This window comes from Streptosporangium sp. G11, assembly GCF_051192615.1.
Classification (GTDB): domain Bacteria; phylum Actinomycetota; class Actinomycetes; order Streptosporangiales; family Streptosporangiaceae; genus Streptosporangium.
Window position 1 is genome coordinate 129,882 of record NZ_JBPJUQ010000008.1, and the last position, 22,605, is coordinate 152,486.

Here is a 22,605-nt window from a genome sequence, read left to right on the forward strand (position 1 = left end):
GGAGAGCTCGTTACGTGAGCGTTACGGGGTTATCCGTTGACGGTGATGTTATCGCTATGCATAACATGCATGCATCTACCTAACGCGTATGTAACCAACTGGAAACCGGGAGGGCATGGTGAGCCGACTCATCCCCGTCGCGCTCGCCGTGCTTCTCGTCACCGGTTGCTCGGCGTCCGGCGCGCGGGAGGGCGAACGGTTCGGCGGGACCGGCCCGTTCACCCTGGTGATCGGACGCCCCGCGACCGCCTACCTGCAGCCGCTGCTCGACCGCTGGAACCAGTCCCACCCCGGGGAGCGGGCGACCCTGCTCGAACTCCCCGAGGCGGCCGACGAGCAGCGGGCGCAGATGGTCGCCAACCTCCAGGCCAAAAGCGACCGATACGACGTGATCGGGCTGGACGTGATCTGGACCGCCGAGTTCGCCGAGGCCGGCTGGATCCTGCCACTGGAGCGCGCGATGTTCCCGCTCAGCCGGTTCCTGCCTCCGGTCGTCGACACGGCGGTCTACCGGGGCAAGCTCTGGGCGGTCCCGTACACCAGCAACGCCGGCCTCCTCTACTACCGCAAGGACCTGCTGGCAAAGGAGGGCTTCAAGCCGCCGAGGACCTGGGAGGAGTTGCGCGCCCAGGCGCGCGCCCTGCACGGGAAGTACGGCATCGGCGGCTACGCGGGGCAGTTCCTGGCCTACGAGGGCCTGACCGTCAACTTCGCCGAGGCCGTGCAGTCGGCGGGCGGGCAGATCCTCAGCCCGGACGGCACCGAGGTGACCATGGACGTGGCCAAGGCGAAGGCCGGCCTGGATTTCCTGGTGGGCGGGTTCCGGGAGGGGTGGATTCCGCAGGAGGCGCTCTCCTTCAAGGAGGACGAGGCGCAGCTCGCCTTCGAGGAGGGACGGCTGGCCTTCGCCCGCAACTGGCCGCACGCCTATGGACCGGCCACCACCTCGGCGGTCGCCGGCAAGTTCGGGGTGACCCGGCTGCCCGGTCTCGACGGCCCCGGCACCGGCTCACTCGGCGGCTATAACCTCGCGGTGAGCGCCTTCTCCAAGCGGCAGAAGTCGGCCACCGAGTTCATCCGATACTTCACCGGCCTGGAGAACCAGCGGCGGGTGCTCGCCGACGGCTCGTTCCCGCCCGTGTGGGCCGAGCTGTACGACGACCCGGGCCTGATCAAGCGTTTCCCCTATCTTCCGGTCCTGAAGCAGAGCATCCTCTCCGCCCGGCCCAGGCCCGCCAGCGCCAACTACAACCAGGTGAGCCTGGTGATCGCCAGCGCGGTCTCCAACGCTCTCACACCGCCCTTCGCGGAGCCCGGCGACGACGTCGTCTCCTCCATGAAGGGCCAACTCCAAGAGATCATCCGGGCTCAATGACGCCGGGTGATCCCCGGCAGAAGCCGTCATCCCCATTTCGGCTGCGCGTCCATCCCATATATCGCCCTATTTCAAGCCTCAACGTCTCAGGAGGTCTGTTCAGCATGCGCAGAACCATTGCCGCGGTGACAACGGCGGGACTCGCCATGGCACTCGCCGCCTGCAGCGGCGGCGAGCCGACCACCCCGGCACCGGCCGCGAGCGGCGGCGCGTCCGCGTCCGCCCCGGCCGCCGCCAAGACCCTCGAAGGGGAGACCGTCGAGGTCGCCGCCAAGTGGACCGGCGCCGAGCAGGCCAACTTCGAGCAGGTGCTCAAGGCGTTCGAGGCGAAGACCGGCGCCAAGGTCACCTACGCCTCCACCGGCGAGGACACCGGCGCCTACCTCGGCCCGCGCATCGAGGGCGGCAACCCGCCGGACGTCGCGATCCTGCCCCAGCCCGGCCTGGTCCAGCAGTACGCGGACCAGAAGGCGCTCAAGCCGCTCACCGCCGAGGTCCAGAAGCAGATCGACGACAACTACACCCCGTACTGGAAGGAACTCGGCTCCGCCGACGGCCAGTCCTACGGCGTGCTGGTGAAGGCGGCCCACAAGTCGCTCATCTGGTACCGCGACCAGGCCTTCCAGGACGCCGGCGCGACGCCCCCCGCCACCTGGGACGACCTGATCAAGACCGCCCAGACGGTCGCCGACTCCGGCACCCCGCCGTTCTCCCTGTGCGGCGCCTCCGGCTGGACCCTGACCGACCTGTTCGAGAACGTCTACCTGTCCACCGCGGGCCCGGAGAACTACACCAAGCTCTCCAAGCACGAGATCCCGTGGACCGACCCCAGCGTGACCACCGCGCTGGAGAAGATCGGGCAGCTCGTCGGCAAGAAGGAGTTCCTGCTCGGCGGCTCCGCCGGCGCGCTGCAGACCGACTTCCCGACCTGCGTGACCCAGGTCTACGGCCAGGACAAGTCGGCGATGGTCATCGAGGCGGACTTCGTGGGCGTCACGGCCGAGCAGTCGGGCGCGAAGCTCGGCGAGGAGGCCAAGTACTTCCCGTTCCCGAAGGCCGGTGACACCGAGCCGGTCGTGCTGGGCGGCGACATCGCGGTGGCGCTGAAGGACTCCAAGGGCGCGATGGGGCTGCTGGAGTTCCTCGCCTCCAAGGAGGGCGGCGAGGTCTGGGCGAAGCTCCCCGGCTACCTCTCTCCCAACCGCAACGTCTCGCCCGACAACTACCCGGGCGAGCTGACCAAGAAGCTCGCCGAGACGATCATCGCCGCCGGCGACGCCGCCCGCTACGACATGTCCGACCTCGCGCCCAGCGCCTTCGGCGGCACCGACGGCAAGGCCGAGTGGAAGTTCCTGCAGGACTTCGTGCGCGACCCCTCGGACGTCAAGGGCATCCAGACCAAGCTCGAAGATGCGGCCAAGAAGGCCTGGAAGTAAGGGAGAGAGGCCGTGACCGATCGGTTAGACGGCCCGCAGGGCTCGCGTGGCGGCGACGCCGCCCGCGATCCCTCCCCCGGACCTGACGACACCCAGCGGCCGGCGCCGGACGCCGGCCCCGCCCGCAACCCGGACACCCCCCCGGACGCCCGTACGACCGGCACCGAGACCTCCGCGGCACCGGTCGGCGGCGAGACCCCTGAGACCCCGGAAACCCCTGAGACGCCGAAGACCCCGGAGGCCCCTGAGCCCTCCGGGACGGCCTCCGGCGGCGGGGAGGGCCACCCGGCCCTGGCCGACGTCAGGTCGGACGACCCGGCGGCGCCGGTCGCCGAGCCGGAACTCGCGACGGCCGGGGCCGCGGCACCGGCCGCCGCACCGGCCGGGGTGCCCGCCGGGGCCTCCCGGCTGGGGCCGCCGCCGACGATGGCGCTCTGGTTCCTGCTGCCGGGCGCGCTCGTACTCGGCGCGATGGTGATCTACCCGATCATCTACTCGATCTTCCGGAGCCTCTACGACGCCAGCGGCGGCACCTTCGTCGGGGTGGACAACTACGCGACGATCTTCAGCGACTCCTCCACCCTGACCACGATCAGGAACAACCTGATCTGGGTCGCGGTGGCTCCCGCCCTGGTCACCGTGATCGGCCTCGTCTTCGCGGTGCTGACCGAGCGGATCCGCTGGGCGACCGCGTTCAAGCTGGTCGTGTTCATGCCGATGGCCGTCTCCCTGATGGCCTCCGGCGTCATCTTCCGCCTGGTCTACGAGCAGGCGCCCGACCGGGGCGTGGCCAACGCCGTGATCACCTCGGTGACCGGCATCTTCGGCTCGGACCAGGGCTACCCCGACGCCCGCCCCAGGGAGAACGACCTGTCCCCGGTCACCGCCGGGCAGGGCGGCGGGGTGGTGACCAAGCAGGCCGCGAAGCCGGGGCAGGCGGTGCTCCTGCCGCTCGTGGGCGTGAAGCCCGCCACCCTCGCCTCGGCCTCGGCGGCGAAGGCGGTCCAGCCGGGCCCCGGCGAGCTGGCCGGAACCGTCTGGTTCGACTTCACCCAGGGCGGCGGCGGCGCGCCCAACCAGGTGGACGGCACCGAGAAGGCCCTGGCCGGGATGACGGTCGAGGCGGTGCAGAACGGCGCCGTCAAGGCCACCGCCACCAGCGAGGCCGACGGCACCTTCCGCTTCACCGGGCTCGCTCCGGGCGACTACCAGGTGCGGCTGCCGCAGTCGAACTTCGACGCCGCCTTCGCCGGGATTCCCTGGCTGGGCCCGACACTGATCACCCCGGCGATCATCGGCGCGTTCATCTGGGTGTGGGCCGGGTTCGCCATGGTGCTGATCGCGGCCGGGCTCGCGGCCATCCCGCGCGACGCGCTGGAGGCGGCCCGCATCGACGGCGCCACCGAGTGGCAGGTGTTCCGCAAGATCACCGTTCCGCTGCTCTCCCCGGTGCTTCTCGTCGTGTTCGTCACGATGATCATCAATACCCTGAAGGTCTTCGACCTGGTCTTCGTCATCGCGCCGGGGTCGGTGCAGCCACAGGCCAACGTGATCGCGCTGGAGATGTGGCGGGTCTCGTTCGGCGGAGGCAGCAACCAGGGGCTGGGCAGCGCGCTGGCCATCTTCCTGCTGATCCTCGTCCTGCCCTTCATGATTCTCAACATCCGCCGGTTCAGGAGGGACAACCAGTGACGACCTCCAGCCTTGGCGCCCCGCCCCGCAGCACCCTCGGCAGGATCGTGGACCGGCTGGGCGGCGGCCTGGTCCAGGCGGTACTGGTGGTGATCGGCCTGTTCTGGCTGGTTCCCACCCTGGGCCTGTTCGTGGTCTCGATCCGCGACGAGGCGGCCAACAACTCCACCGGCTGGTGGACGGTCCTCACCAAACCGGCCGAGCTGACCTTCAAGAACTACGCCGACCTGCTGGCCACCGGGTTCACCGCCTCGTTCTGGAACACCGTGTTCATCACGGTGCCCTCGACCATCCTGGTGATCGGCATCGCCGCCATGGCGGCGTACGCGTTCGCCTGGATGGAGTTTCCCGGCAGGGACGCGCTGTTCCTGGTGGTGGTCGGCCTGCTGGTGGTGCCGACCCAGATCGCGCTGATCCCGATCGCGAAGCTGTACGGCTCGGCCGGGATATTCGGTTCCATCGCGAGCGTGGTGCTCTTCCACGTCGCCTTCGGTCTCCCCTTCGCCATCTTTCTGCTCCGTAACTTCTTCGCGGGCATCTCACGCTCGCTGCTGGAGGCGGCGCGGATGGACGGCGCGGGGGAATGGAAGATCTTCTCAACCGTGGTGTTCCCGCTGGCCAAGCCGGCGGTCGCCTCGCTCGGGATCTTCCAGTTCCTCTGGGTCTGGAACGACCTGCTCGTCTCGCTGGTATTCGCCAACACCGAGAACCAGCCGATGACCAAGGAACTGCAGTCCCAGATGCGGCAGTTCGGGACCAACGTGGACATTCTTGCGCCAGGCGCTTTTCTGTCGCTGATTATCCCGTTGATCCTGTTTTTCGCCTTCCAGCGGTATTTCGTCCAGGGGATGATGGCTGGTTCGGTGAAGTAGGTGAACAGGGGCAGGCCCGGTGCGGGACGCGCTGATTTCCAGCACGCGCCGTACCGGGCCTAAAACCTCGATAGGGTCCTGCACATGGCCGCACGTCCCTTAAACGAAGTCGTGGAAGCCGGGTGGGCCAAGGCCCTCGAACCCGTCGCCGAGAAGATCGCCGAGATGGGCGAGTTCCTCCGGAAGGAGGTCGCGGAAGGCAGGCAGTACCTTCCCTCGGGCGCCAATGTGCTCCGCGCCTTCCAACAGCCCTTTGATCAGGTCAAGGTGCTGATCGTGGGTCAGGACCCGTACCCCACGCCGGGTCACCCGATCGGCCTGAGCTTCTCCGTCGCCGCGGACGTGCGCCCGATCCCGGGCAGCCTGCGCAACATCTACAAGGAGCTCACCGAGGACCTCGGGTTGCCGATGCCGAGCAACGGCGACCTGACCCCCTGGACCGAGCAGGGCGTGCTCCTGCTCAACAGGGTGCTCACCGTCATGCCGGGCAAGCCCGCCTCGCACCGCGGCAAGGGCTGGGAAGAGGTCACCGAGCAGGCCATCAAGGCCCTCGTCGCCCGTGACAAGCCGATGGTGGCGATCCTGTGGGGACGCGACGCCCGCAACCTGCGCCCGATGCTCGGTTCCATCCCGGCCATCGAGTCGGCCCACCCCAGCCCCCTGTCGGCCCGCAGCGGCTTCTTCGGCTCCCGCCCGTTCAGCAGGACGAACGAGCTTCTTGAGCAGCAGGGCACGGCACCGGTGGAGTGGAAGCTCCCCTAGTCCGTTCCGACCCAACCCAGGCACTAGGATTTCCACCATGAGTGATGTATCGGGCACCGAACGCTATCTACGTCTGACCGTTGAGCTGACCGTGGAGGTGCAGGACATCGCCGCCCTGCAGGCCTCCGCGCTGAAAGAGATCAACCACCCCGACGCCGACCTGGACGACGACGAGCGCAAGGAGCAGGCCGAGCTGGTCTCGGCCGACGACACCGGCGCCACCGCGCTGCAGTGGCTGATCGAGCCGGACCACGTCCTGGGGCTGATCGAGCACGTCGACCAGATCGAGCCCCGGGAGGCCGTGCTGGGCGTTGAGCCCTCCGACGGTCCCTCGGACGAGGATGAGGACGACGACGACGACCACGTGGGCCACGACCACGCCGGTCACGACCACAAGCACTGAGACCACAGGACTGAGAACGATCACCGCCACCCCGGCGGTGGTGGGTCTTCCCGGCCAGGCGCCCCGCCGGGAAGGCCCCCACCGCCGGGGCTTTTTCGTCATCGGACACCCGCGGGAAAGGCTCCCCGCCACCGGCCCCCGTCGCGGGGAACCCGCCGGGAACCACCGGAACCCTCGTCGCGGGGACCCCACCGGGACCCTCGTCGCGAGGAACCCACCGGGGAAACCCCCGCCGACGGGACTCCCACCATGGGACACCCGGAGCGAAGGCTCGCGCCTCAGCCGATGACGATGACCTCCTCGCGGCGGGCCGCCAGGGCGTCCCGCCGCCGCGCCAGCTCCTCCCGGCGAACGTCCAGGCCTTCGACCGTACGCCGCACCCACTCGGCGACGTCCGTCACGGCCGCGCCGGTGCCCGCGATCCGGTGGTGCTTGATCGCGTCGGTGATGATGTTGTCGAAGAACATGTCGGCGAACCAGCGGGTGTCCACCTTGGGAAGCTTCGGGGCGACGTGCACGCCGATGTCCACGAGCTCCCTGGAGAAGGCGTCCAGCAGCTGCTGGGCGTGCCAGGCGGCCTCGTCCGCGTTGCGCAGGTGGCCGTGCTCCATCATGTCCGCGAAGCCGCCGCCCCCGGCCAACATGTCCCACCTGGAGGCGCCACGGGCGCTGCCGAGGCAGTGCAGGACCTCGCCGACCCCGTGGAACGCGTCGACCCCGGCCCTGTGGGCCTCCTCGTGCTCCGTGAGGTCGGCGCGGGTGTCGGCGAGGCGGTGGCCGATCTCGACCAGCTCGCGGCCCCTGGGGTCACCGGAGGCGACCAGCCGGCGCTCCTCGCGCTCCAGCAGCGCGTCGTACTGTTCCCGCGCCGACCCGAGACCGGCGAGCCCCTCGTCGATGGCGGCCCGGTCGGCGTTCAGCCATTCGAGGCGGTTGCGCTGGCCGTCCAGGCGTTGGCGCACGGCCAGCTCCTCGGCGCGCTCCCTGGCGAGCCGTTCCTCCCTGGACCCGGTGAGCCCGGCCACAAGGCCCGCGAAACCGCCGCTCTCCAGCCTGGAGACGTCATCCTCCTCCTTGCCGAGCCGGTCCTCGAGCTCGTCCAGGAGCGCCCCGACCTCGTCGAGCTGCACGGCCACCGCACCGCGGCGGCTGGTCAGTTGTTCGAGCCGTCGCACCCGTTCGCGGGCGGCGAGCAGGGCGTCGGTGGCGGAGTTGTCGTAGGGGGTCACACCTGTGCGACGCGCGAGAGGGACGATTCGTTCCGCACCACGCGTATCACCGCTCACAGCCGCCCCTCCGGGCGGGCTCAGCCCACGGGCACCATGGGCACCATGGGCGCCGGATAGCCGGGGACGCCCGAGGGAGACCTCCAGGGCTCGTGGATCATCCGCCGGGGCACGGCGTCGAGCTCGGGAACGTAGCGACGGACGTACTCTCCGTCCGGGTCGTACCGTCTGGCCTGCCGGATGTGGTTGACGGGCCGGTTGGGCCGGGTGTCGTTGCCGGTACCGGCGACCCACTGCCAGTTGCCGTAGTTGTTGGCGACGTCGCCGTCGAGCAGCCACTCGAAGAAGTGCTCGGCGCCGACGCGCCAGTCGACCCGCAGCCGCCGGACGAGGAACGAGGCCGTGATCATGCGGGCCCGGTTGTGCATCCAGCCCTCGGCGAGCAGTTGCCGCATCCCGGCGTCCACGATCGGGACCCCGGTCATGCCCTCCTTCCACGCCCGCGCCGCGTGGTCGTCGTCGCGCCACTCGTGCCCGCGCGGCCGGTAGTCGTCCCGGTTGATGCGCGGGAAGGCCCGCGTCACCTGGTAGAAGAAGTCGCGCCAGCACAGCTGCCTGACGAACTCCTCACCATCCCCCTCGTCCCCCTCGTCCCCGGCGAGCGACTCCAGCTCCAGCGGCGAGACGCAGCCGAAGCGCAGGTAGGGGCTGAGCCTGGAGGTCCGGTTGCCCGCCATGTCGTCGTGACCGTCGGCGTAGTCGTGCACGCAGTGCCTCAGCCACTGCCCCATCCTCCGGCGCCCGACCGTCTCACCACCCCTGAACAGCTCGTGCGGCTCGCGCCCCGGCTCGGGCAGCTTTCCCGGCCTCAGGCCGTCGGGGACGTGCACCATGCCGGGGGCCTTGAGCACCTCCCTGCGCGGCTGCCGGGTCCAGGCCCGCCAGTAGGGCGTGAAGACCCGGTAGTGGTCGCCTCCGCCCGACGGCCTGAGGGCGTCGGGGGACACGATCGTCAGGCCGGGGAACGTGCGGAACGCCGTCCTGGCGCGCTCGCACTCCTCGGCCAGGCGCCGCTGCCTGCGCCGCGCGAGGGTGCTGACGTCCATGCTGGTGTAGACGGCCTGGGCCTTCGACTCGCCCGCCAGGCGCATCGTCTCGGCGACCGTGTCACCGTGGCGCACGGCCAGCTCACCACCCCGATCGCGGAGTGATCCGCGCAGGTCGGCGAGGCACTCGGCGAGGAATCCCCGGCGGTTGCCCGCGGGCACGGCGGGGTCCGCGACGAAGAGCGGTATGACATGACGTGCGCGCTCGCACGCCGCGGCGAGCGCCGGGTGGTCGTGCACCCGGAGGTCGCGGCTGAACAAAACGATCACAGTATCGGTCACGTTTCCCCTTCGGCCGGTCACGCTCCGTCGGTTGCATCCACCGGGACCTGGAAGTCGAAAGGATGTTCATGGAGCAACCGCTCGTGTCGCCTGTCAGGCTGGTACGGCGAACAGCGGGCTTGAAATGGGATGAAATGGACGAGCAGCGTCAGGTGGCAGCCGGTGAGGAACCGGGTTACGGCATCGGGGCCGTCGCGCGGCGCCTCGGAGTGCCCGCCCCCACGCTGCGGACCTGGAATCTACGCTACGGCGTGGGCCCGAGCCGCCGGAGCCCTGGGGGGCACCGGCGCTACGACGCCCGCGACCTGTGGCGCCTGGAGGAGATGAACCGGCTCATCAGGAGCGGGGTTCCCGCCTCCGACGCGGCACGGGAGGTCCTGAGGATCGAGACCGTCCCGCCGTCTCCAGTGGAGCAGGAGCAGGATCGGGGGCGAGAGCGACAGGCCGGCCGGCCGGCCCCGGGGAGGTTCCCGTCCCTCGCGGCGGAGCGGCGGCCGGAGGTGCCCACGGTGGCGATGCTGGCGCGGGCGGCGATGACGCTGGACAGCGGGGCCGTCCACGACTGGATCGACGCGGCGCTGGCCAGGCACGGTGTGCGATGGACCTGGGAGCATCTGGCGGTGCCGGTCTTCGAGACGATCTGCAGGCGCCAGTCCGAGAGCGGGGCGAGCATCGAGGTCGAGCACCTGTTCTCCGACCGGCTGCTGGCCTCGCTGATCGGGCTCACCGAGCGCCCCGCCCGGCCGGCCGGCGCCCGTCCCGTCCTGCTGGCCTGCGCCGAGAACGAGCTCCACAGCCTGCCGATCTACGCGCTGGCCGCCGCGCTGACCACCGACCACCACGTGGAGACCCGGGTGCTGGGCGCCCGGACCCCGTACCCGGCGCTGGCGGACGCGATGCGGCGGCTGGGCCCCTCGGTGGTCTTCGTCTGGTCCCAGCTGTCCGAGACCGGCGACCCCGCCCCGCTCGCGTCACTGCCCACGCCCCGCCCGCCGAGCCTGGTCGTCGTCGGCGGCGTGGGCTGGCGGGACAACCTGCCCGCCTCCGTTTCCCGCGTCACGTCGTTCCAGGAGGCGCTCACCCGCGTCACCGCCGCCGCCCTGGCCTGACCCTTCCCCGGTACGCCTCCGATCCGCCTTTCCCCGCCGGTCTCCGCCGATCAGGCGCGCCATCGGCCCCCGAGCCCACCCGCCCCGCCGTCCCTCCGGCCGCCCCGCCGCCTCCGGCCGCGCCCCGCCGCCCCTCCCGCCTCCTCGGGCCCCGCCGCCGTCCCGCCCGCTTCCGGCCGCGCCGCGCCGTTTCCTCAGGCCCCGCCGCCCCGCCCGCTCACGCCGTCTGGCCCCGCCTTTCCCCGCGGAACCCGCGAAGCCCGCGAAGCCCGCCGAACTCGCGGGCAGCGCCGTGCCGCTCGCTTGCGATCACGGCCGTCGAGCGGGTATGAATAAGTTTTGAATAGCTTTTCTCGGCTGTGGGAGGCGTCATGACAGACCCCTTGAACACCCGGTTCGCCGAAGGCGACGAGGCGGCGCTGGTCGAGTGCCTCCATGTTCACGGACCTCTCGTCCGCTCCTACCTGCGACGATTCGTTCGGCCACAGGACGTCGAGGACCTTCAGCAGATCGTGTTCGCGGAGGTCTGGCGTTCCCGGCACCGCTTCGATCCGGCGCGCAGCCTCCCCGCCTGGATGCTCGGCATCGCCCACAAGCGCGCGGTCGACCAGCTGCGGATACGCACCTTGCGCACGGTGCCGCTGGATGTGATCGCGGATCCCGCCGGCGACGACGGCCGGACCGAGGGCGACGGCCTGGCGGAGCGCGACCAGGTGAAGCGGGCGCTGGCCAAGCTGCCCGAGCCGCAGCGCCAGGTGATCGAGCTGGCCTACTACGGCGATCTGACCCAGCGGGAGATCGCCGAGAAATTGAGCGTCCCGCTCGGCACGATCAAGGCCCGTACGGCACGTGGCCTGCGCCGCCTGTCCGGCATCCTCGGCACGGCCGCGACGGACGGCCGGGACGCCGCGCCGCGCCGGGGTGAGGTGACCGCCGCGCGCGGCGCGAGCGGTGTGAGCGGTACGAGCGCGACGGACAAGGTGAGCGAGATGAACGGAACCAGCAGAACCACCGGAACCAACGGGACGGACCGGACAGACGGACAGGCCGTCCGGCCGAGGGTCGCGGTGTCCGGCTGCCTGATGGGCGAGCCGGTCCGCTTCGACGGCGGGCACTGCCGCGACCGGTTCCTCAACGGCGAGCTGGACAGGCACGTCGAGTGGGTGCACATCTGCCCGGAGATGGAGATCGGCCTCGGCAGCCCGCGTGAGACCCTCCGCCTGGAGCGCTCACCGGACGGCACGCGCCTGGTCTCCAGGAAAAGCCGGGTGGACCTCACCGACAGGATGACCGCCCTCGCCGGCGAACGGGGTCCGGCCCTGCGGGAGGTGGACGGCTACGTCTTCAAATCCAGGAGCCCCAGCTGCGGGGTGCACGGCATCCCCGTCCACGAGGGCGGCACGACCGTCGACCGCAAGGGCAGGGGGGTGTTCGCGGGCGCGGTCCTCGACACCCATCCGCTGCTGCCCGTCGAGGACGAGGGGCGGCTCAACGACGCCCTGCTCCGCGAGAGCTTCGTGGAACGGATCTTCGCCCGCGCCCGGCTCCGCGCGCTGCTGGAGAGCGACTGGCGCCCGCGCGACCTGGTGTCCTTCCACGCCCGGCACAAGATGCAGCTGCTGGCCCACGACCCCGAGGCCTCCCGGGAGGCCGGCCGGGTGGTGGCCGGGGCGGGCACGCGGCCCCGCGACGAGCTGGCCGCCGACTACGCCCGCGTCTTCGGCACGGCGTTCGCCACCAAGGTCAGCATCGGCCGGCACGTCAACGTCCTGCAGCACTGCATGGGGATGGTCGGCGACGCGCTCGACCCGGAACGCCGGGCCGACCTGACGGAGGTCATCGCCTCCTACCGGGCCGGGCAGGTGGCACTGAGCGTCCCGGCGACCCTGATCCGTCACCACGCCCGGGGCCTGGCCGGGGAGTACGTACGGCATCAGACATATTTCTCCCCGTACCCCGAAGATCTCCGGCTGCGCAACCACGTGCCCGCCTGAGCCCGCGGCCGCCGCGCCGTCCGCAGCTTCCGCCCGGACCGATGAGGCCCGGGACGGTCGCGGCGGCGGGGCGGCCACCGGACAGCGGTCCGGGAGCGACCCGGTCAGAGGGCCGGATCCAACCTCACGATCGCGAGGGAACGGGGAGGCAGGAACAGCTCCTCCCCCTCCACGGTCGCCGACGGGTCGGAGGCGAGCAGGATGTGGCCGGGCGCGAACCGGCCCGTCCCGAGCTTGACCGTGAGCGCGACCGGGCCGAGGTTGGCCGCCACCCTGAGCCCTCCCCGGTGCACGACCAGCCAGGATTCGCCGTGGTCGACCCGTACCCGCTCCAGCCTCGGGTCCGTCAGCTCGGGGTGGGCGCGGCGCAGCGCGATCAGGGCGCGGTACCAGTCGAGGTGGGCCCGGTGGGCGTCGTCGTCCAGCTCGCTCCAGTCGAGCTTGGAGCGCAGGAACGTCATCTCCTCGCCGGGATCGGGGGCCTTGTCCGCCCAGTCGTCGTAGCCGAAGCCGACGAACTCCCGCCGCCGCCGGTCGCCCTCGCCCTCGCGCAGGTGCGGCTCGACGTGGTCGGTGAAGAACAGGAACGGCGCCCGCGTCCCCCACTCCTCCCCCATGAACAGCATGGGCGTGAACGGCGAGGTCAGCAGGAGGCCCGCGGCCAGCCGGAGCGCGTCGGGCTCCATCCGGTCACCCTCGGCCCTGTTGCCGATCTGGTCGTGGTTCTGCGCGCAGCAGACGAAGCGGTAGCCGGGCACGTGGGACGCCGGGCGGCCGTGGGAGCGTCCCCGGAAGGACGAGTAGGTCCCGTCGTGGTAGTAGGCGCGGGTCAGCACCTTGGGCAGGGCGCCGTAGAAGTCGTCGTAGTAGCCGTGCCGCTCACCGGTCACCGCCACGTGCAGGGCGTGGTGGACGTCGTCGTTCCACGCCGCCGCCAGCCCGAACCCTCCGGCCTCGCGGGGGGTCATCAGCCGGGGGTCGTTGAGGTCGGACTCGGCGATGAGCGTCAGCGGCCTGCCCACGGCCGCCGACAGCGCCTCCGTCTCGGCGGCGATCTCCTCCAGCAGGTGCACGGCCCTGTCGTCGTGCAGGGCGTGCACGGCGTCCAGCCGCAGGCCGTCGATGTGGTAGTCGCGCAGCCACTGCAGCGCGTTGCCGACGAAGTAGGCGCGCACCTCGTCGGAGCCCGGACCGTCCAGGTTGACGGCCTGCCCCCAGAAGGAGGAGGCGCTGGAGTGGAAGTACGGGCCGAAGGGGGCCAGGAAGTTGCCCGAGGGGCCGAGGTGGTTGTAGACGACGTCGAGGATCACACCGAGCCCGCGCCGGTGGCAGGCGTCCACGAGGCGCTTGAGCCCGTCGGGGCCGCCGTAGGTCTCGGTGACGGCCCACAGGTCCACGCCGTCGTAGCCCCAGTTGCGCCCGCCGGGCACCGGCGGCACCGGCATGATCTCCACGAAGTCGACGCCGAGCTCCGCCAGGTGCTCCAGCTTGCCGATCGCCGCGTCGAAGGTGCCCTCGGGGGTGAAGGTGCCGATGTGCAGCTCGTAGATGACCGCGCCCGGCAGGTCGCGGCCCCTCCACAGGGTGTCGCCCCACTCGAAGCGGCCGTGGTCGTAGACCCGGCTCGGGCCGAAGATCCCCTCGGGCTGCCAGCGGGTCCTGGGGTCGGGCAGCGCCTCGCCCCCGTCCAGCCGGAACCGGTAGTCGGTGCCGTGCCCGGCGCCGGGCACCTCCGCCGTCCACCAGCCGCCTCCGGCGGACGACATCGGGTAGCGGACCTCGCCGATCTCCACGTCGACCGCCGTCGTCTGCGGCGCCCATACCTCGAACATGCGTCAGTCCCTTTCCAGAAGCGCGACAGGATGGACGGACAGCAGGTGGGCCAGCGGGATCCGGCCGGTGTACTCGGTACCCGACAGCAGGTCCCGCCACGTGCCGCGCGGCAGGATGAGCGTGCTGCTCCCCCAGCCGCCGCTCCGCTCCAGGCCGACGGGCAGCCGGGTGGCCACCGTCACCGCCCGATCCCCCCTGGCGAAGGCGATCGCGTGCTCCCCGGCCTCGATCGGCACGTACGGCGCCTCGGGGTCCAGCCTCCGCCGCAGGTCCAGCGCCCTGGCGGTGATCGCCAGCTTGGCCTCGTCCCACGAGAGGCGGGACGTGGCGGGGCTCGGGTGGGCCTCGTACGGGTGGGCCTGGCTCGCGTGGGCCTGGGCCGCCGAGAGCATCCGGCGGCGCAGCGGGAAGTCGACCGGGCGCCGGTTGTCCGGGTCGACCAGGGAGAAGTCGGTGATCTCGTTGCCCCAGTACAGGTCGGGCACGCCGGGCAGCATGAGCTGGACGAGCTTCTGGCCCAGCGAGTTGGACCTGGCGTACGGCTCGATCCTCGCGGCGAACTCCGCGACCGAGGCCCCGCACTCCTCGACGGCCCGGCCGACGAAGTCGCGGATGCCACGCTCGTAGGCCGGGTCGGGGGTGGCCCAGGAGATCGAGGTCTTGGCCTCGCGGGCCGCCTTGAACAGGTAGTCGAAGAACCTGTCGGGCCCGATCGGCCAGGAGGCCATCAGGTTCTGCCAGGCCAGATAGTCGAGGGCCGGGTCGAAGGAGACCTTCGCGGACCACTCGCCGACCGCCGCCGCCCACTCCCCGGGCAGCTCCGACAGCACGGCCAGCCGGGCCCGCACGTCCTCGGAGCGCTTGGTGTCGTGCGTGGAGAGCGTCGTCATCGTGCCCGGCGGCATCTCCCGGCAGAACGCGTGGAACTCCTCGACGGACCCGCCGAACCGGTCGGGCTCGCCGCCCACCTCGTTCAGGCAGGACAGGGGGTACCAGCGGTAGAGGGCGGTGTCCTCGACGCCCTTGGCCATCACCGGGCCACAGGTCTGCTGGAAGCGGGTGACCGCCTCGGCGGGGCCGTTCAGGACCCGCTCGACGACCTCCGCGACCGGGGAGCCCTCGGGCAGCCGCCCCGCGGCGACCCGCCCGGCCTCCTCGACGATCGCGGCCGAGGCCTCGGGCACCGGCTCGCCCGGCACCGCGTAGGCCCGGTAGACCGGCATCGCGGCGAGCAGCTCCACCAGCGTCCGGCGGTCGGAGCCGACGACGGCGTGCAGCCGGTCGATCTCCGCGTCGAAGAACAGGTCCAGGACCTCCGCCTTGGACTCGCGGACCACGGCGGCGTAGCCGTCCCGCACACCGGTGTGCAGGGCGAACAGCTCGACCAGCGGTTCCTTGCCCGCCGGGTCGACGAACAGCCTGGTGATCCGGTTGAGCGTCTCGTAACCGGTGGTTCCGTCGCACTCCCAGTCGGCGGGCAGCCGCTCGGAGCCGACCAGGATCTTCTCCGCCACGGTCCACACGCCCGACCTCTCGCGCAGCCGCGACAGGTAGCCGCGCGGCTCGGCGAGCCCGTCTGGGTGGTCCACCCGCAGCCCCTGGACGATCCCCTCCTCGACGAGCGAGAGGATGACGGCGTGCGTGGCGTCGAAGACCTCCGGGTCCTCCACCCGCACCCCGATCAGCGAGGACACGTCGAAGAACCGGCGGTAGCCGGGCCCGCGCCGCCAGTCGACCAGCCGGTAGTGCGTGTCGGGCAGCGGGAACTCGTGGTCGTGGTAGCGCAGCACGTCGCCGTCGGCCACCGCCTCGCCCGAGTCGCCGAGCACCGGCATGTTCACCTTGCCGCCGCCGCCGTCACCGTCACCGTCACCGTCGCCCTCGACGGACCAGTCGATGTCGAACCACGACGCGTACGGCGACTCCCGCCCGTCCTTGAGCACCGACCACAGCTGCGCGTTGCCCGACTCGGGCACCGGGATCGTCATGTGGTTGGGCACGATGTCGACGACGATGCCGATCCCGTGCTGGGCCAGCGTCGCCGACAGCGCCCGCAGGCCCTCGACGCCGCCGAACTCCTCGCGGACGCGCGAGTGGTCGGTCACGTCGTAGCCGTGCCGCGACTCCGGCACGGCCTGCAGGATCGGCGACAGGTAGACGTGGCTGACCCCCAGGTCCCGCAGGTACGGGGACAGCTCGGCCACCTTGTCGAACCCGAAGTCGGGGGTCAGCTGGAACCGGTAGGTCGAGACCGGCACCTCGTACGAGCCCGGCGACGGCGGGGGCGCGGGCACCTCCTCGGGGAACGCCAGGGGATCCGGGACGTCCCCGCCCGCCCTGGTCCCGGGAACGGACTCCGGCAGGATCTCGTCGTGGGCGACCTGCGGCGGTACGGCACCGGGCGGAGCCTCGGGCAGCGGGTCCGGCGGCATGCCGGGCCCGGGGGCCGGCTCGGGGCCGGGGCCGGGCTCGGGCACGGACTCCGGGGGGACGATTCCGGGCGCGGGCTCCAGGGGAGCGGGCTCGGGGACGGGCTGGATCACGGGCTCAGACACGGCGCAGCACCCTCACCGAACGGCCGACCACCGGCACGCTCTCTCCGGCCCGGCAGACCCGGGTGTCGACCGTGATCGGCATAGCCGTGTCGATCTCCGTCAGCCACATCTCGCCGTAGTCCTTCGGAAGCGTGAACTTGATGACGTCGTGGTGGGCGTTGAACAGCAGCAGGAACGAGTCGTCGACGATCTGCCGGCCCCGGCGGTCGGGCTCGGTGATGGCGTCGCCGTTCAGGAAGACGGCGAGCGATCTGGCGTATCCCACGTTCCAGTCGGCGTCGGTCATCTTCTCTCCCCTCGGAGTGAGCCAGGCGATGTCGCTGAGGTTCTCCTCCGAGCCGCGTACGGGCCGCCCGTAGAAGAACCGGCGTCGCCGGAAGACCGCGTGGTCGGCGCGGAGCTTGGCCAGCCGCCGGGTGAACTCCAGCAGCAGCCAGTTCTCCCTGATGTCGGACCAGTCGACCCAGCTCAGCTCGTTGTCCTGGCAGTACACGTTGTTGTTGCCCCGCTGGGTGCGGCCCAACTCGTCGCCATGAGAGATCATCGGAACGCCCTGCGACAGGAACAGCGTCGTCAGGAAGTTGCGTTTCTGCTGCTCGCGCAGGGACTCGATCGCCAGCGAGGCGGGCCCCTCCTCGCCGCAGTTCCAGGAGCGGTTGTCGTCGGCGCCGTCGCGGTTGTCCTCGCCGTTGGCCTCGTTGTGCTTGTTGTTGTACGAGACGAGGTCCTGCAGGCTGAACCCGTCGTGGCAGGTGACGAAGTTGATGGAGGCGGCGGGGCGGCGGCTGTCGTCCTGGTAGAGGTCGCTGGAGCCGGTCAGCCGGGAGGCGAACTCGGGCAGCGAGGCGGGCTCGCCCCGCCACAGGTCGCGGATCGTGTCGCGGTACATGCCGTTCCACTCGGTCCACCTGGCGGGGAAGTTGCCCACCTGGTAGCCGCCCGGCCCGACGTCCCACGGCTCGGCGATCAGCTTGACCTGCGACAGCACCGGGTCCTGCTGGACCAGGTCGAAGAAGGCGCTCAGCCGGTCGACCTCGTGCAGCTCACGTGCCAGCGTCGAGGCCAGGTCGAACCTGAAGCCGTCGACGTGCATCTCGATGACCCAGTAGCGGAGCGAGTCCATGATCATCTGAAGCACGTGCGGGGAGCGCATGAACAGGCTGTTGCCGGTGCCCGTGGTGTCCATGTAGTACCGCTTGTCGTTGTCGACCAGGCGGTAGTAGTCGGCGTTGTCGATGCCGCGCATGCTCAGCGTCGGGCCCAGGTGGTTGCCCTCGGCCGTGTGGTTGTAGACCACGTCGAGGATGACCTCGATGTTCGCCTCGTGCAGGGCCTTGACCATGGCCTTGAACTCCAGCACCTGCCCGCCGCGCTGCCCGGTGCTCGAATAGGCGTTGTGCGGCGCGAAGAACCCGATGCTGTTGTAGCCCCAGTAGTTCGTCAGCCCCCGCTCGGCGAGGACGTGGTCGGTGACGAACTGGTGCACCGGCATGAGCTCGATCGCCGTCGCCCCGAGGGCGGTCAGGTGATCGATGATCTCCGGGTGACCGATCGCGGCGTACGTGCCCCGGATCCGCTCGGGGATCTTCGGGTGGTTGATCGTCAGGCCCTTGACGTGCGCCTCGTAGATCACCGTGTTGTGGTACGGCGTGCTCGGCGGCCGGTCGTGCCCCCACCCGAAGAACGGGTTGATCACGATGGAGCGCGGCACGAACTCGGCCGAGTCGGCGTCGTTGCGGCTGTCGGGATGGCCGAAGCGGTAGCCGTACACCGCCTCGTCCCAGTTCACGTCCCCCTCGACCGCCTTGGCGTACGGGTCGAGCAGGAGTTTGGCGGGGTTGCACCGATGCCCTCTGGGCGGGTCGTACGGTCCGTGCACGCGGTAGCCGTAGCGCTGCCCCGGGCCGACGCCCGGGAGATATCCGTGCCAGACGAATCCCTCACACTCGGTGAAGGTGACTCTCGTTTCCTTGTTCTCCTCGTCGAACAGGCACAGCTCGACGCGTTCGGCGGCCTCGGTGAAAAGCGCGAAGTTGGTTCCCGCGCCGTCGTAGGTGGCCCCGAGCGGATAGGGGTCACCCGGCCAGATCTCGATCATCAGTCCCTCTTGAGCGTGGAGACCCCCGCCTTCAGGCGGGGGAGAGAAGACGGCACGACGCCGTACTGCGGGCTTCTGCGGGTGCGGTGCCTTCCACGACCGCGACGTCAACGCCGCCGGGAACGCCCTCGCCGCCTGGCCGGCGGAGAGGTGAGACGCCTGCGGAACCGATGTAAGACCTCAAAGGAGTCCTCTCTTGCGAGCGGCCGGCGATGAAACGGGAAACCTCACGGGCGACCGTGGGAACCCCCTTCGTCCACGAGGACAGGATGTCAATGTCACCGTCCTTCGGCGGTGGACAGATATGCCCCATGTTCGCGCTGCCATGCGCACATTCCCACTCCTGTGACGGTGATCTCAGAACTTGGCGGTGACGTGCGTGACGAGCCTAGGACAGGCCGTGACGGAACTCACCGCCCAGCGCGCGGATCGCGGGCTCGTAAACGCGCAGGTCCGCCCGCGCGGCGAACGCCTCGGCCGCCCGCAGGTGGGCCTCGGCCCGCTCCTCGTCACCGCCGAGCAGGGCCAGCCTGGCCAGGCACAGGTCGGCCAGGGACCAGCCCAGCAACCGGCCCGCGTGCGGGGCGAGCCTGGCGTACAGGATCTTCCCCGACGCCTCGTCGCCGAGCGCCGCGCAGATCTCGCTGACGGCGTCCGGGACGAACCGGTAGGCCAGCTCAGGACCTATCTCCGCGAAGCCGTCGCGGGCGAGCGCGGCGAAGACCTCCCTCGCCTCGGTCGTCCTGCCCAGGTCGATCAGGGCCAGGCAGCGCAGGATCAACCAGGGCTTCTGGCCGGGACGCCGGGCGAGCATCTCCTCGGCCAGCGCGAGCGCCTCACCCGCCTCGCGGGCCTCGTCCCCCTGATGAGCCTCGTCCCCCTGATGAGCCTTGCCCTGCTGGTGGGCCTCGCCCCCCTGGTGGGCCTTGCCCGCCGCTCGCAGGGACAGAAAGCGGAACATCTCCCGCCGCAGCGGCGCGTCGTCCCGCCCCAGCGCCCCCTCGGGGTGGGCCGCGCCGGACGCGTCGGCCGCGGCGAGCGCGTCGGCGAAGCGCCCGGACAGGTAGGCGTGGACCGCGGCCTGCCAGGCGGCCAGGCTGACCAGCGAGGGGAGCCTGAGCCGCTCCGCGGTCTCCCGCAGCCAGGCCAGCAGCTCCGCGGCCCGCTCAGCGGCTCCCTGGGCGTTCAGCTCGACGTACTCGTTCTCCCTGCCGATCCACTCGACGACCAGGTCCCCGGTGCGGCGGCCGATCTCCACGATCTCGCCGACGACCGCCCCGCGGCGCTCGTGGTCGTGGCCGGAGCGCAGCAGGATCTCCAGGGAGATCAGCGTCCTGGACAGGGTCCGGTCGTCACCCGCGAGGCGGGCCAGCCGCACCGCCTCCCCGGCCATCTCCACGCTCCGCTCGACGGGCCGTACGGTGGAGCCGGTCAGCGCGGCCGCGGCGAGCAGCCGGGCCCGCCACGGCGAGTCCCCGGCCAGGTCGGAGGCGAGGACCCGGTCGACGCGCTCGGCCAGCCGGTCGATGCCGGTCATCTCCTCGTACATGGCCAGATGGATCGGGTCGGAGAACCCCAGCGCCGCCCTGGCGAGCCGGTTGTCGTCGCCGAGCCGTTCGGCGATCTCCGCGGCGGCCTCCAGCGAGGCGTGGGCCGCGGCGCTCATCCCCGCCGCCGCCTGAGCCTCGGCCAGGTCGAGCAGGAGGTCGCAGCGGAGCGCGTCGTCGGGCCCCGGCAGCCGGTCGATCATCGCGATCGCCCTCTCCAGGTTCTCCACCGCGTCCTCGTTGGCGAACTGCGCGGTCGCCTGGGCCGCCGCGCGCCGGGTGTAGCCGATGGCCTTGCCCGCCATCCGGGAGTCCAGCAGGCCCTCGCGGTAGTGGTGGGCGATCTCGGTCAGGCGCGTCCCGCTGCGCTCCTCCAGCACCTCCGCGATCCGCGCGTGCAGCCTCCTGCGGCGCAGCGGCGGCAGTGCCTCGCGCAGCACGTCGCGGACGATGTCGTGGACGAACCGGCAGCTCGGCCCGTCCCCCTCGACGAGCAGCCTGGCCCCCACCGCGGCGTCGACGATGTCGAGGACCCGCTCCTCCGGCAGCCGCGCCACGCGCGTCAGGATGTCGGTCGCCGCCTCCCTGCCGAGCAGCGCGGCGACGGTCAGCACCTCCTCGGTGTCGGGCGGCAGGCCGGCCATCCGGCCCCGCACGACGTCCGACAGCGCCTCGGGGGTCTCCCCCAGCTGCAGCACCTCCCCCAGGAAGAACGGGTTGCCCGCGGTCAGCCTGCCCATCTCCGCGGCCAGGGCCGGGTCGGCGCCCACCCGTCCCAGATACTCGCGGATCTCCTCCTCGGCCAGACCGCGCAGCAGCAGCCGCCGCACGTGCGGCAGCCGCAGCAGCGCCCCGAGGGCGTGCTCCAGCGGCTCGCCGGGGCGGACGTCGGTGTCGCGGTACGTGGCCACGACGGTCAGCTCGGGGCAGAGCCGGGTGGAGGCCAGGAACTCCAGCAGCCGCAGCGACGAGGTGTCCGCCCACTGGAGGTCGTCGAGGACCACCAGGACCGGGCCGTGCTCGTTCAGCAGCCGGGCGAACGCCTCGTACAACGCGAACTGCCCCGCCGGCCCGGCGGGCCCGGCTCCGGCCAGCTGCACCAGCTCGCCGTTCCTGCCGACCAGGTCCTGCACGGCCTGCGTCCAGGGCCAGAAGGGCGGCGCGCCGGTGCCGCCCCAGCAGCGGCCCCACACCACCCGGTGGTCTCGCGCCCGCGCGACCCCGGCGGCGTGCTCGGCCAGGCTGGTCTTGCCGATGCCGGGCTCCCCGGCGAGCAGCACCACCCGGTGCCCGTCACCCGCGACCGCCCGCTCCAGCACCGCCGCCTCGGCGTCCCTGCCCACCAGCCCGGCGCCCTCCTCCTCCTTCTCCTTCGCCGCCGCCCGTCCCGCCCTCGCCACGAGGCGGGGCGTCAGCGCGGGATCCTGGCCGAGGATGCGTCGTTCCATCTCCCTCGACCTGGGGTCGGGGTCCAGCCCCATGTCCTCCATCAGCAGCCGGCGCCCCTCGGCGAGCACGCCGAGCGCGTCGGCCTGCCGTCCCGACTGGTAGAGCGCGTGGGCGGCGAGTACGCGCAGCCGCTCCCTGAACGGGTGGGCGCCGACCAGGTGGGCCAGCCCGCTCGTCAGCGCCGCCCCCCGGCCGAGCGCGAGTTCCGCCTCGGCGAGGTCCTCCTCGATCGTCAGCCGCAGCTCCGCCAGGTGCGCGCTCTCCTCCACCGCCCAGGAGGTGCCCGAGAGGTCCGCGAGCGGCTCCCCGCTCCACTCCCCCAGCGCCAGCCGCAGCTCCCTGACCGCCCCCTCGTGGTCGCCCCCGGCGCCCAGGCTCCTGCCCCCGGCCGCGCGTTCCCGCGCCCTGCCCAGGTCGATCGCGCCGCCGGGGACGTCCAGCGCGTAGCCTCCCGGCCTGCTGACCAGGATCGCCGGGGGAACGTTCCGTGTCCTGCCCGGCTCGAAGACGCGGCGGAGCTTGGAGACGTACGCCTGCACGGTGTTGAGCGCCCCCGGCGGGGGGTCGCCCTCCCAGAGCGCGTCGATCATCCGGTTCGGGCCGACCGGCCGCGGGGCGGCGAGGACGCACATGGCCAGCACCAGCCGCTGCTGGTAGGGGCCGATGTCCAGCGGCGCCCCTCCGTCGGCGAACGCCTCGACAGGGCCCAGCACACGAAAGTCCATCCGGCCACCTCGCTCGCGAACTGGGCCGATAGTAGCCTTTCGCGTCCACCGCCCCGTCCGGCTTCGCACGGTTCTCCCGGCGGAGACGTTCCGGCATTGCCCTTTTTCTGCGGAATGCCAGAAAAATAGGGAAGTTTGGCC

At 71.4% G+C, this 22,605-nt stretch carries 14 protein-coding genes and 1 pseudogene; 9 read left to right on the plus strand and 6 right to left on the minus strand.

Going from position 1 to position 22,605, the window contains the following annotated elements; all coding sequences use genetic code 11:
- Positions 1-115 precede the first annotated feature (115 nt).
- The 6 genes from ACSDR0_RS11190 to ACSDR0_RS11215 all read left to right on the plus strand — a co-directional run bounded on the left by ACSDR0_RS11190 (position 116) and on the right by ACSDR0_RS11215 (position 6,540).
- On the plus strand, positions 116-1,375 hold the full coding sequence (locus ACSDR0_RS11190; protein ID WP_435288698.1) for an ABC transporter substrate-binding protein: 1,260 nt from the start codon (positions 116-118) through the stop codon (positions 1,373-1,375).
- 104 nt (positions 1,376-1,479) lie between these two features.
- Entirely contained in the window at positions 1,480-2,811 is a 1,332-nt protein-coding gene (locus tag ACSDR0_RS11195) for an ABC transporter substrate-binding protein (RefSeq protein WP_435288699.1), read from the plus strand.
- A gap of 291 nt (positions 2,812-3,102) precedes the next feature.
- Positions 3,103-4,503: an ABC transporter permease subunit gene (locus tag ACSDR0_RS11200; RefSeq protein ID WP_435288785.1), complete on the plus strand. Its 1,401-nt coding sequence runs from the start codon at positions 3,103-3,105 to the stop codon at positions 4,501-4,503.
- A complete protein-coding gene (locus tag ACSDR0_RS11205) occupies positions 4,500-5,375 on the plus strand; it encodes a carbohydrate ABC transporter permease (RefSeq protein WP_435288700.1) in 876 nt (291 codons plus the stop codon). Before ACSDR0_RS11200 ends, ACSDR0_RS11205 begins: the two co-directional genes overlap by 4 nt.
- An 84-nt stretch (positions 5,376-5,459) precedes the next feature.
- Complete coding sequence (locus tag ACSDR0_RS11210) at positions 5,460-6,137, plus strand: uracil-DNA glycosylase (protein ID WP_435288701.1); 678 nt, start codon at positions 5,460-5,462, stop codon at positions 6,135-6,137.
- Positions 6,138-6,174: 37 nt separating this feature from the next.
- Entirely contained in the window at positions 6,175-6,540 is a 366-nt protein-coding gene (locus ACSDR0_RS11215; protein ID WP_435288702.1) for a hypothetical protein, read from the plus strand.
- 278 nt (positions 6,541-6,818) lie between these two features.
- Here the strand turns inward: ACSDR0_RS11215 and ACSDR0_RS11220 are convergent, their stop codons facing one another.
- Both ACSDR0_RS11220 and ACSDR0_RS11225 read right to left on the minus strand, forming a co-directional pair.
- Entirely contained in the window at positions 6,819-7,769 is a 951-nt protein-coding gene (locus ACSDR0_RS11220; RefSeq protein WP_435288703.1) for a hypothetical protein, read from the minus strand.
- Between the two features lie 77 nt (positions 7,770-7,846).
- A complete protein-coding gene (locus tag ACSDR0_RS11225) occupies positions 7,847-9,154 on the minus strand; it encodes a cryptochrome/photolyase family protein (RefSeq protein WP_435288704.1) in 1,308 nt (435 codons plus the stop codon).
- Positions 9,155-9,288: 134 nt separating this feature from the next.
- On the opposite strand from ACSDR0_RS11225, the gene ACSDR0_RS11230 reads away from it, so the two are divergent.
- From ACSDR0_RS11230 to ACSDR0_RS11240, 3 genes and pseudogenes are all read left to right on the plus strand, one after another.
- The gene (locus ACSDR0_RS11230) at positions 9,289-10,263 is read left to right on the plus strand and encodes a MerR family transcriptional regulator (protein WP_435288705.1); all 975 of its coding nucleotides are present in this window, start codon (positions 9,289-9,291) and stop codon (positions 10,261-10,263) included.
- Between the two features lie 371 nt (positions 10,264-10,634).
- Positions 10,635-11,120 (plus strand): annotated as a pseudogene (locus ACSDR0_RS11235) (RNA polymerase sigma factor); the annotation flags it as partial.
- A 132-nt stretch (positions 11,121-11,252) separates the two neighbouring features.
- Positions 11,253-12,257 carry a YbgA family protein gene (locus ACSDR0_RS11240; RefSeq protein WP_435288786.1) on the plus strand — a complete coding sequence of 335 codons (1,005 nt, stop codon included), beginning with the start codon at positions 11,253-11,255 and terminating at the stop codon, positions 12,255-12,257.
- Between the two features lie 104 nt (positions 12,258-12,361).
- Here the strand turns inward: ACSDR0_RS11240 and treZ are convergent, their stop codons facing one another.
- From treZ to ACSDR0_RS11260, 4 genes are all read right to left on the minus strand, one after another.
- Entirely contained in the window at positions 12,362-14,089 is a 1,728-nt protein-coding gene (gene treZ / locus ACSDR0_RS11245; RefSeq protein WP_435288706.1) for a malto-oligosyltrehalose trehalohydrolase, read from the minus strand.
- 3 nt (positions 14,090-14,092) lie between these two features.
- Positions 14,093-16,645: a malto-oligosyltrehalose synthase gene (treY, locus tag ACSDR0_RS11250; protein WP_435288707.1), complete on the minus strand. Its 2,553-nt coding sequence runs from the start codon at positions 16,643-16,645 to the stop codon at positions 14,093-14,095.
- Complete coding sequence (gene glgX / locus ACSDR0_RS11255; RefSeq protein WP_435288708.1) at positions 16,638-18,743, minus strand: glycogen debranching protein GlgX; 2,106 nt, start codon at positions 18,741-18,743, stop codon at positions 16,638-16,640. The genes treY and glgX overlap by 8 nt, the downstream gene beginning before the upstream one ends.
- A 388-nt stretch (positions 18,744-19,131) precedes the next feature.
- On the minus strand, positions 19,132-22,464 hold the full coding sequence (locus ACSDR0_RS11260) for a BTAD domain-containing putative transcriptional regulator (RefSeq protein WP_435288709.1): 3,333 nt from the start codon (positions 22,462-22,464) through the stop codon (positions 19,132-19,134).
- Between the last annotated feature and the right edge of the window lie 141 nt (positions 22,465-22,605).

What these genes read in the sequence shown, in the direction of transcription:
- ACSDR0_RS11190 (WP_435288698.1), top strand. Translation starts at nt 116, where the DNA reads ATGGTGAGCCGACTCATCCCCGTCGCGCTCGCCGTGCTTCTCGTCACC.
- ACSDR0_RS11195 (WP_435288699.1), top strand. Translation starts at nt 1,480, where the DNA reads ATGCGCAGAACCATTGCCGCGGTGACAACGGCGGGACTCGCCATGGCA.
- ACSDR0_RS11210 (WP_435288701.1), top strand. Translation starts at nt 5,460, where the DNA reads ATGGCCGCACGTCCCTTAAACGAAGTCGTGGAAGCCGGGTGGGCCAAG.
- ACSDR0_RS11215 (WP_435288702.1), top strand. Translation starts at nt 6,175, where the DNA reads ATGAGTGATGTATCGGGCACCGAACGCTATCTACGTCTGACCGTTGAG.
- ACSDR0_RS11230 (WP_435288705.1), top strand. Translation starts at nt 9,289, where the DNA reads ATGGACGAGCAGCGTCAGGTGGCAGCCGGTGAGGAACCGGGTTACGGC.
- ACSDR0_RS11240 (WP_435288786.1), top strand. Translation starts at nt 11,253, where the DNA reads ATGAACGGAACCAGCAGAACCACCGGAACCAACGGGACGGACCGGACA.
- treZ (WP_435288706.1), bottom strand. Translation starts at nt 14,089, where the DNA reads ATGTTCGAGGTATGGGCGCCGCAGACGACGGCGGTCGACGTGGAGATC.
- glgX (WP_435288708.1), bottom strand. Translation starts at nt 18,743, where the DNA reads ATGATCGAGATCTGGCCGGGTGACCCCTATCCGCTCGGGGCCACCTAC.
- ACSDR0_RS11260 (WP_435288709.1), bottom strand. Translation starts at nt 22,464, where the DNA reads ATGGACTTTCGTGTGCTGGGCCCTGTCGAGGCGTTCGCCGACGGAGGG.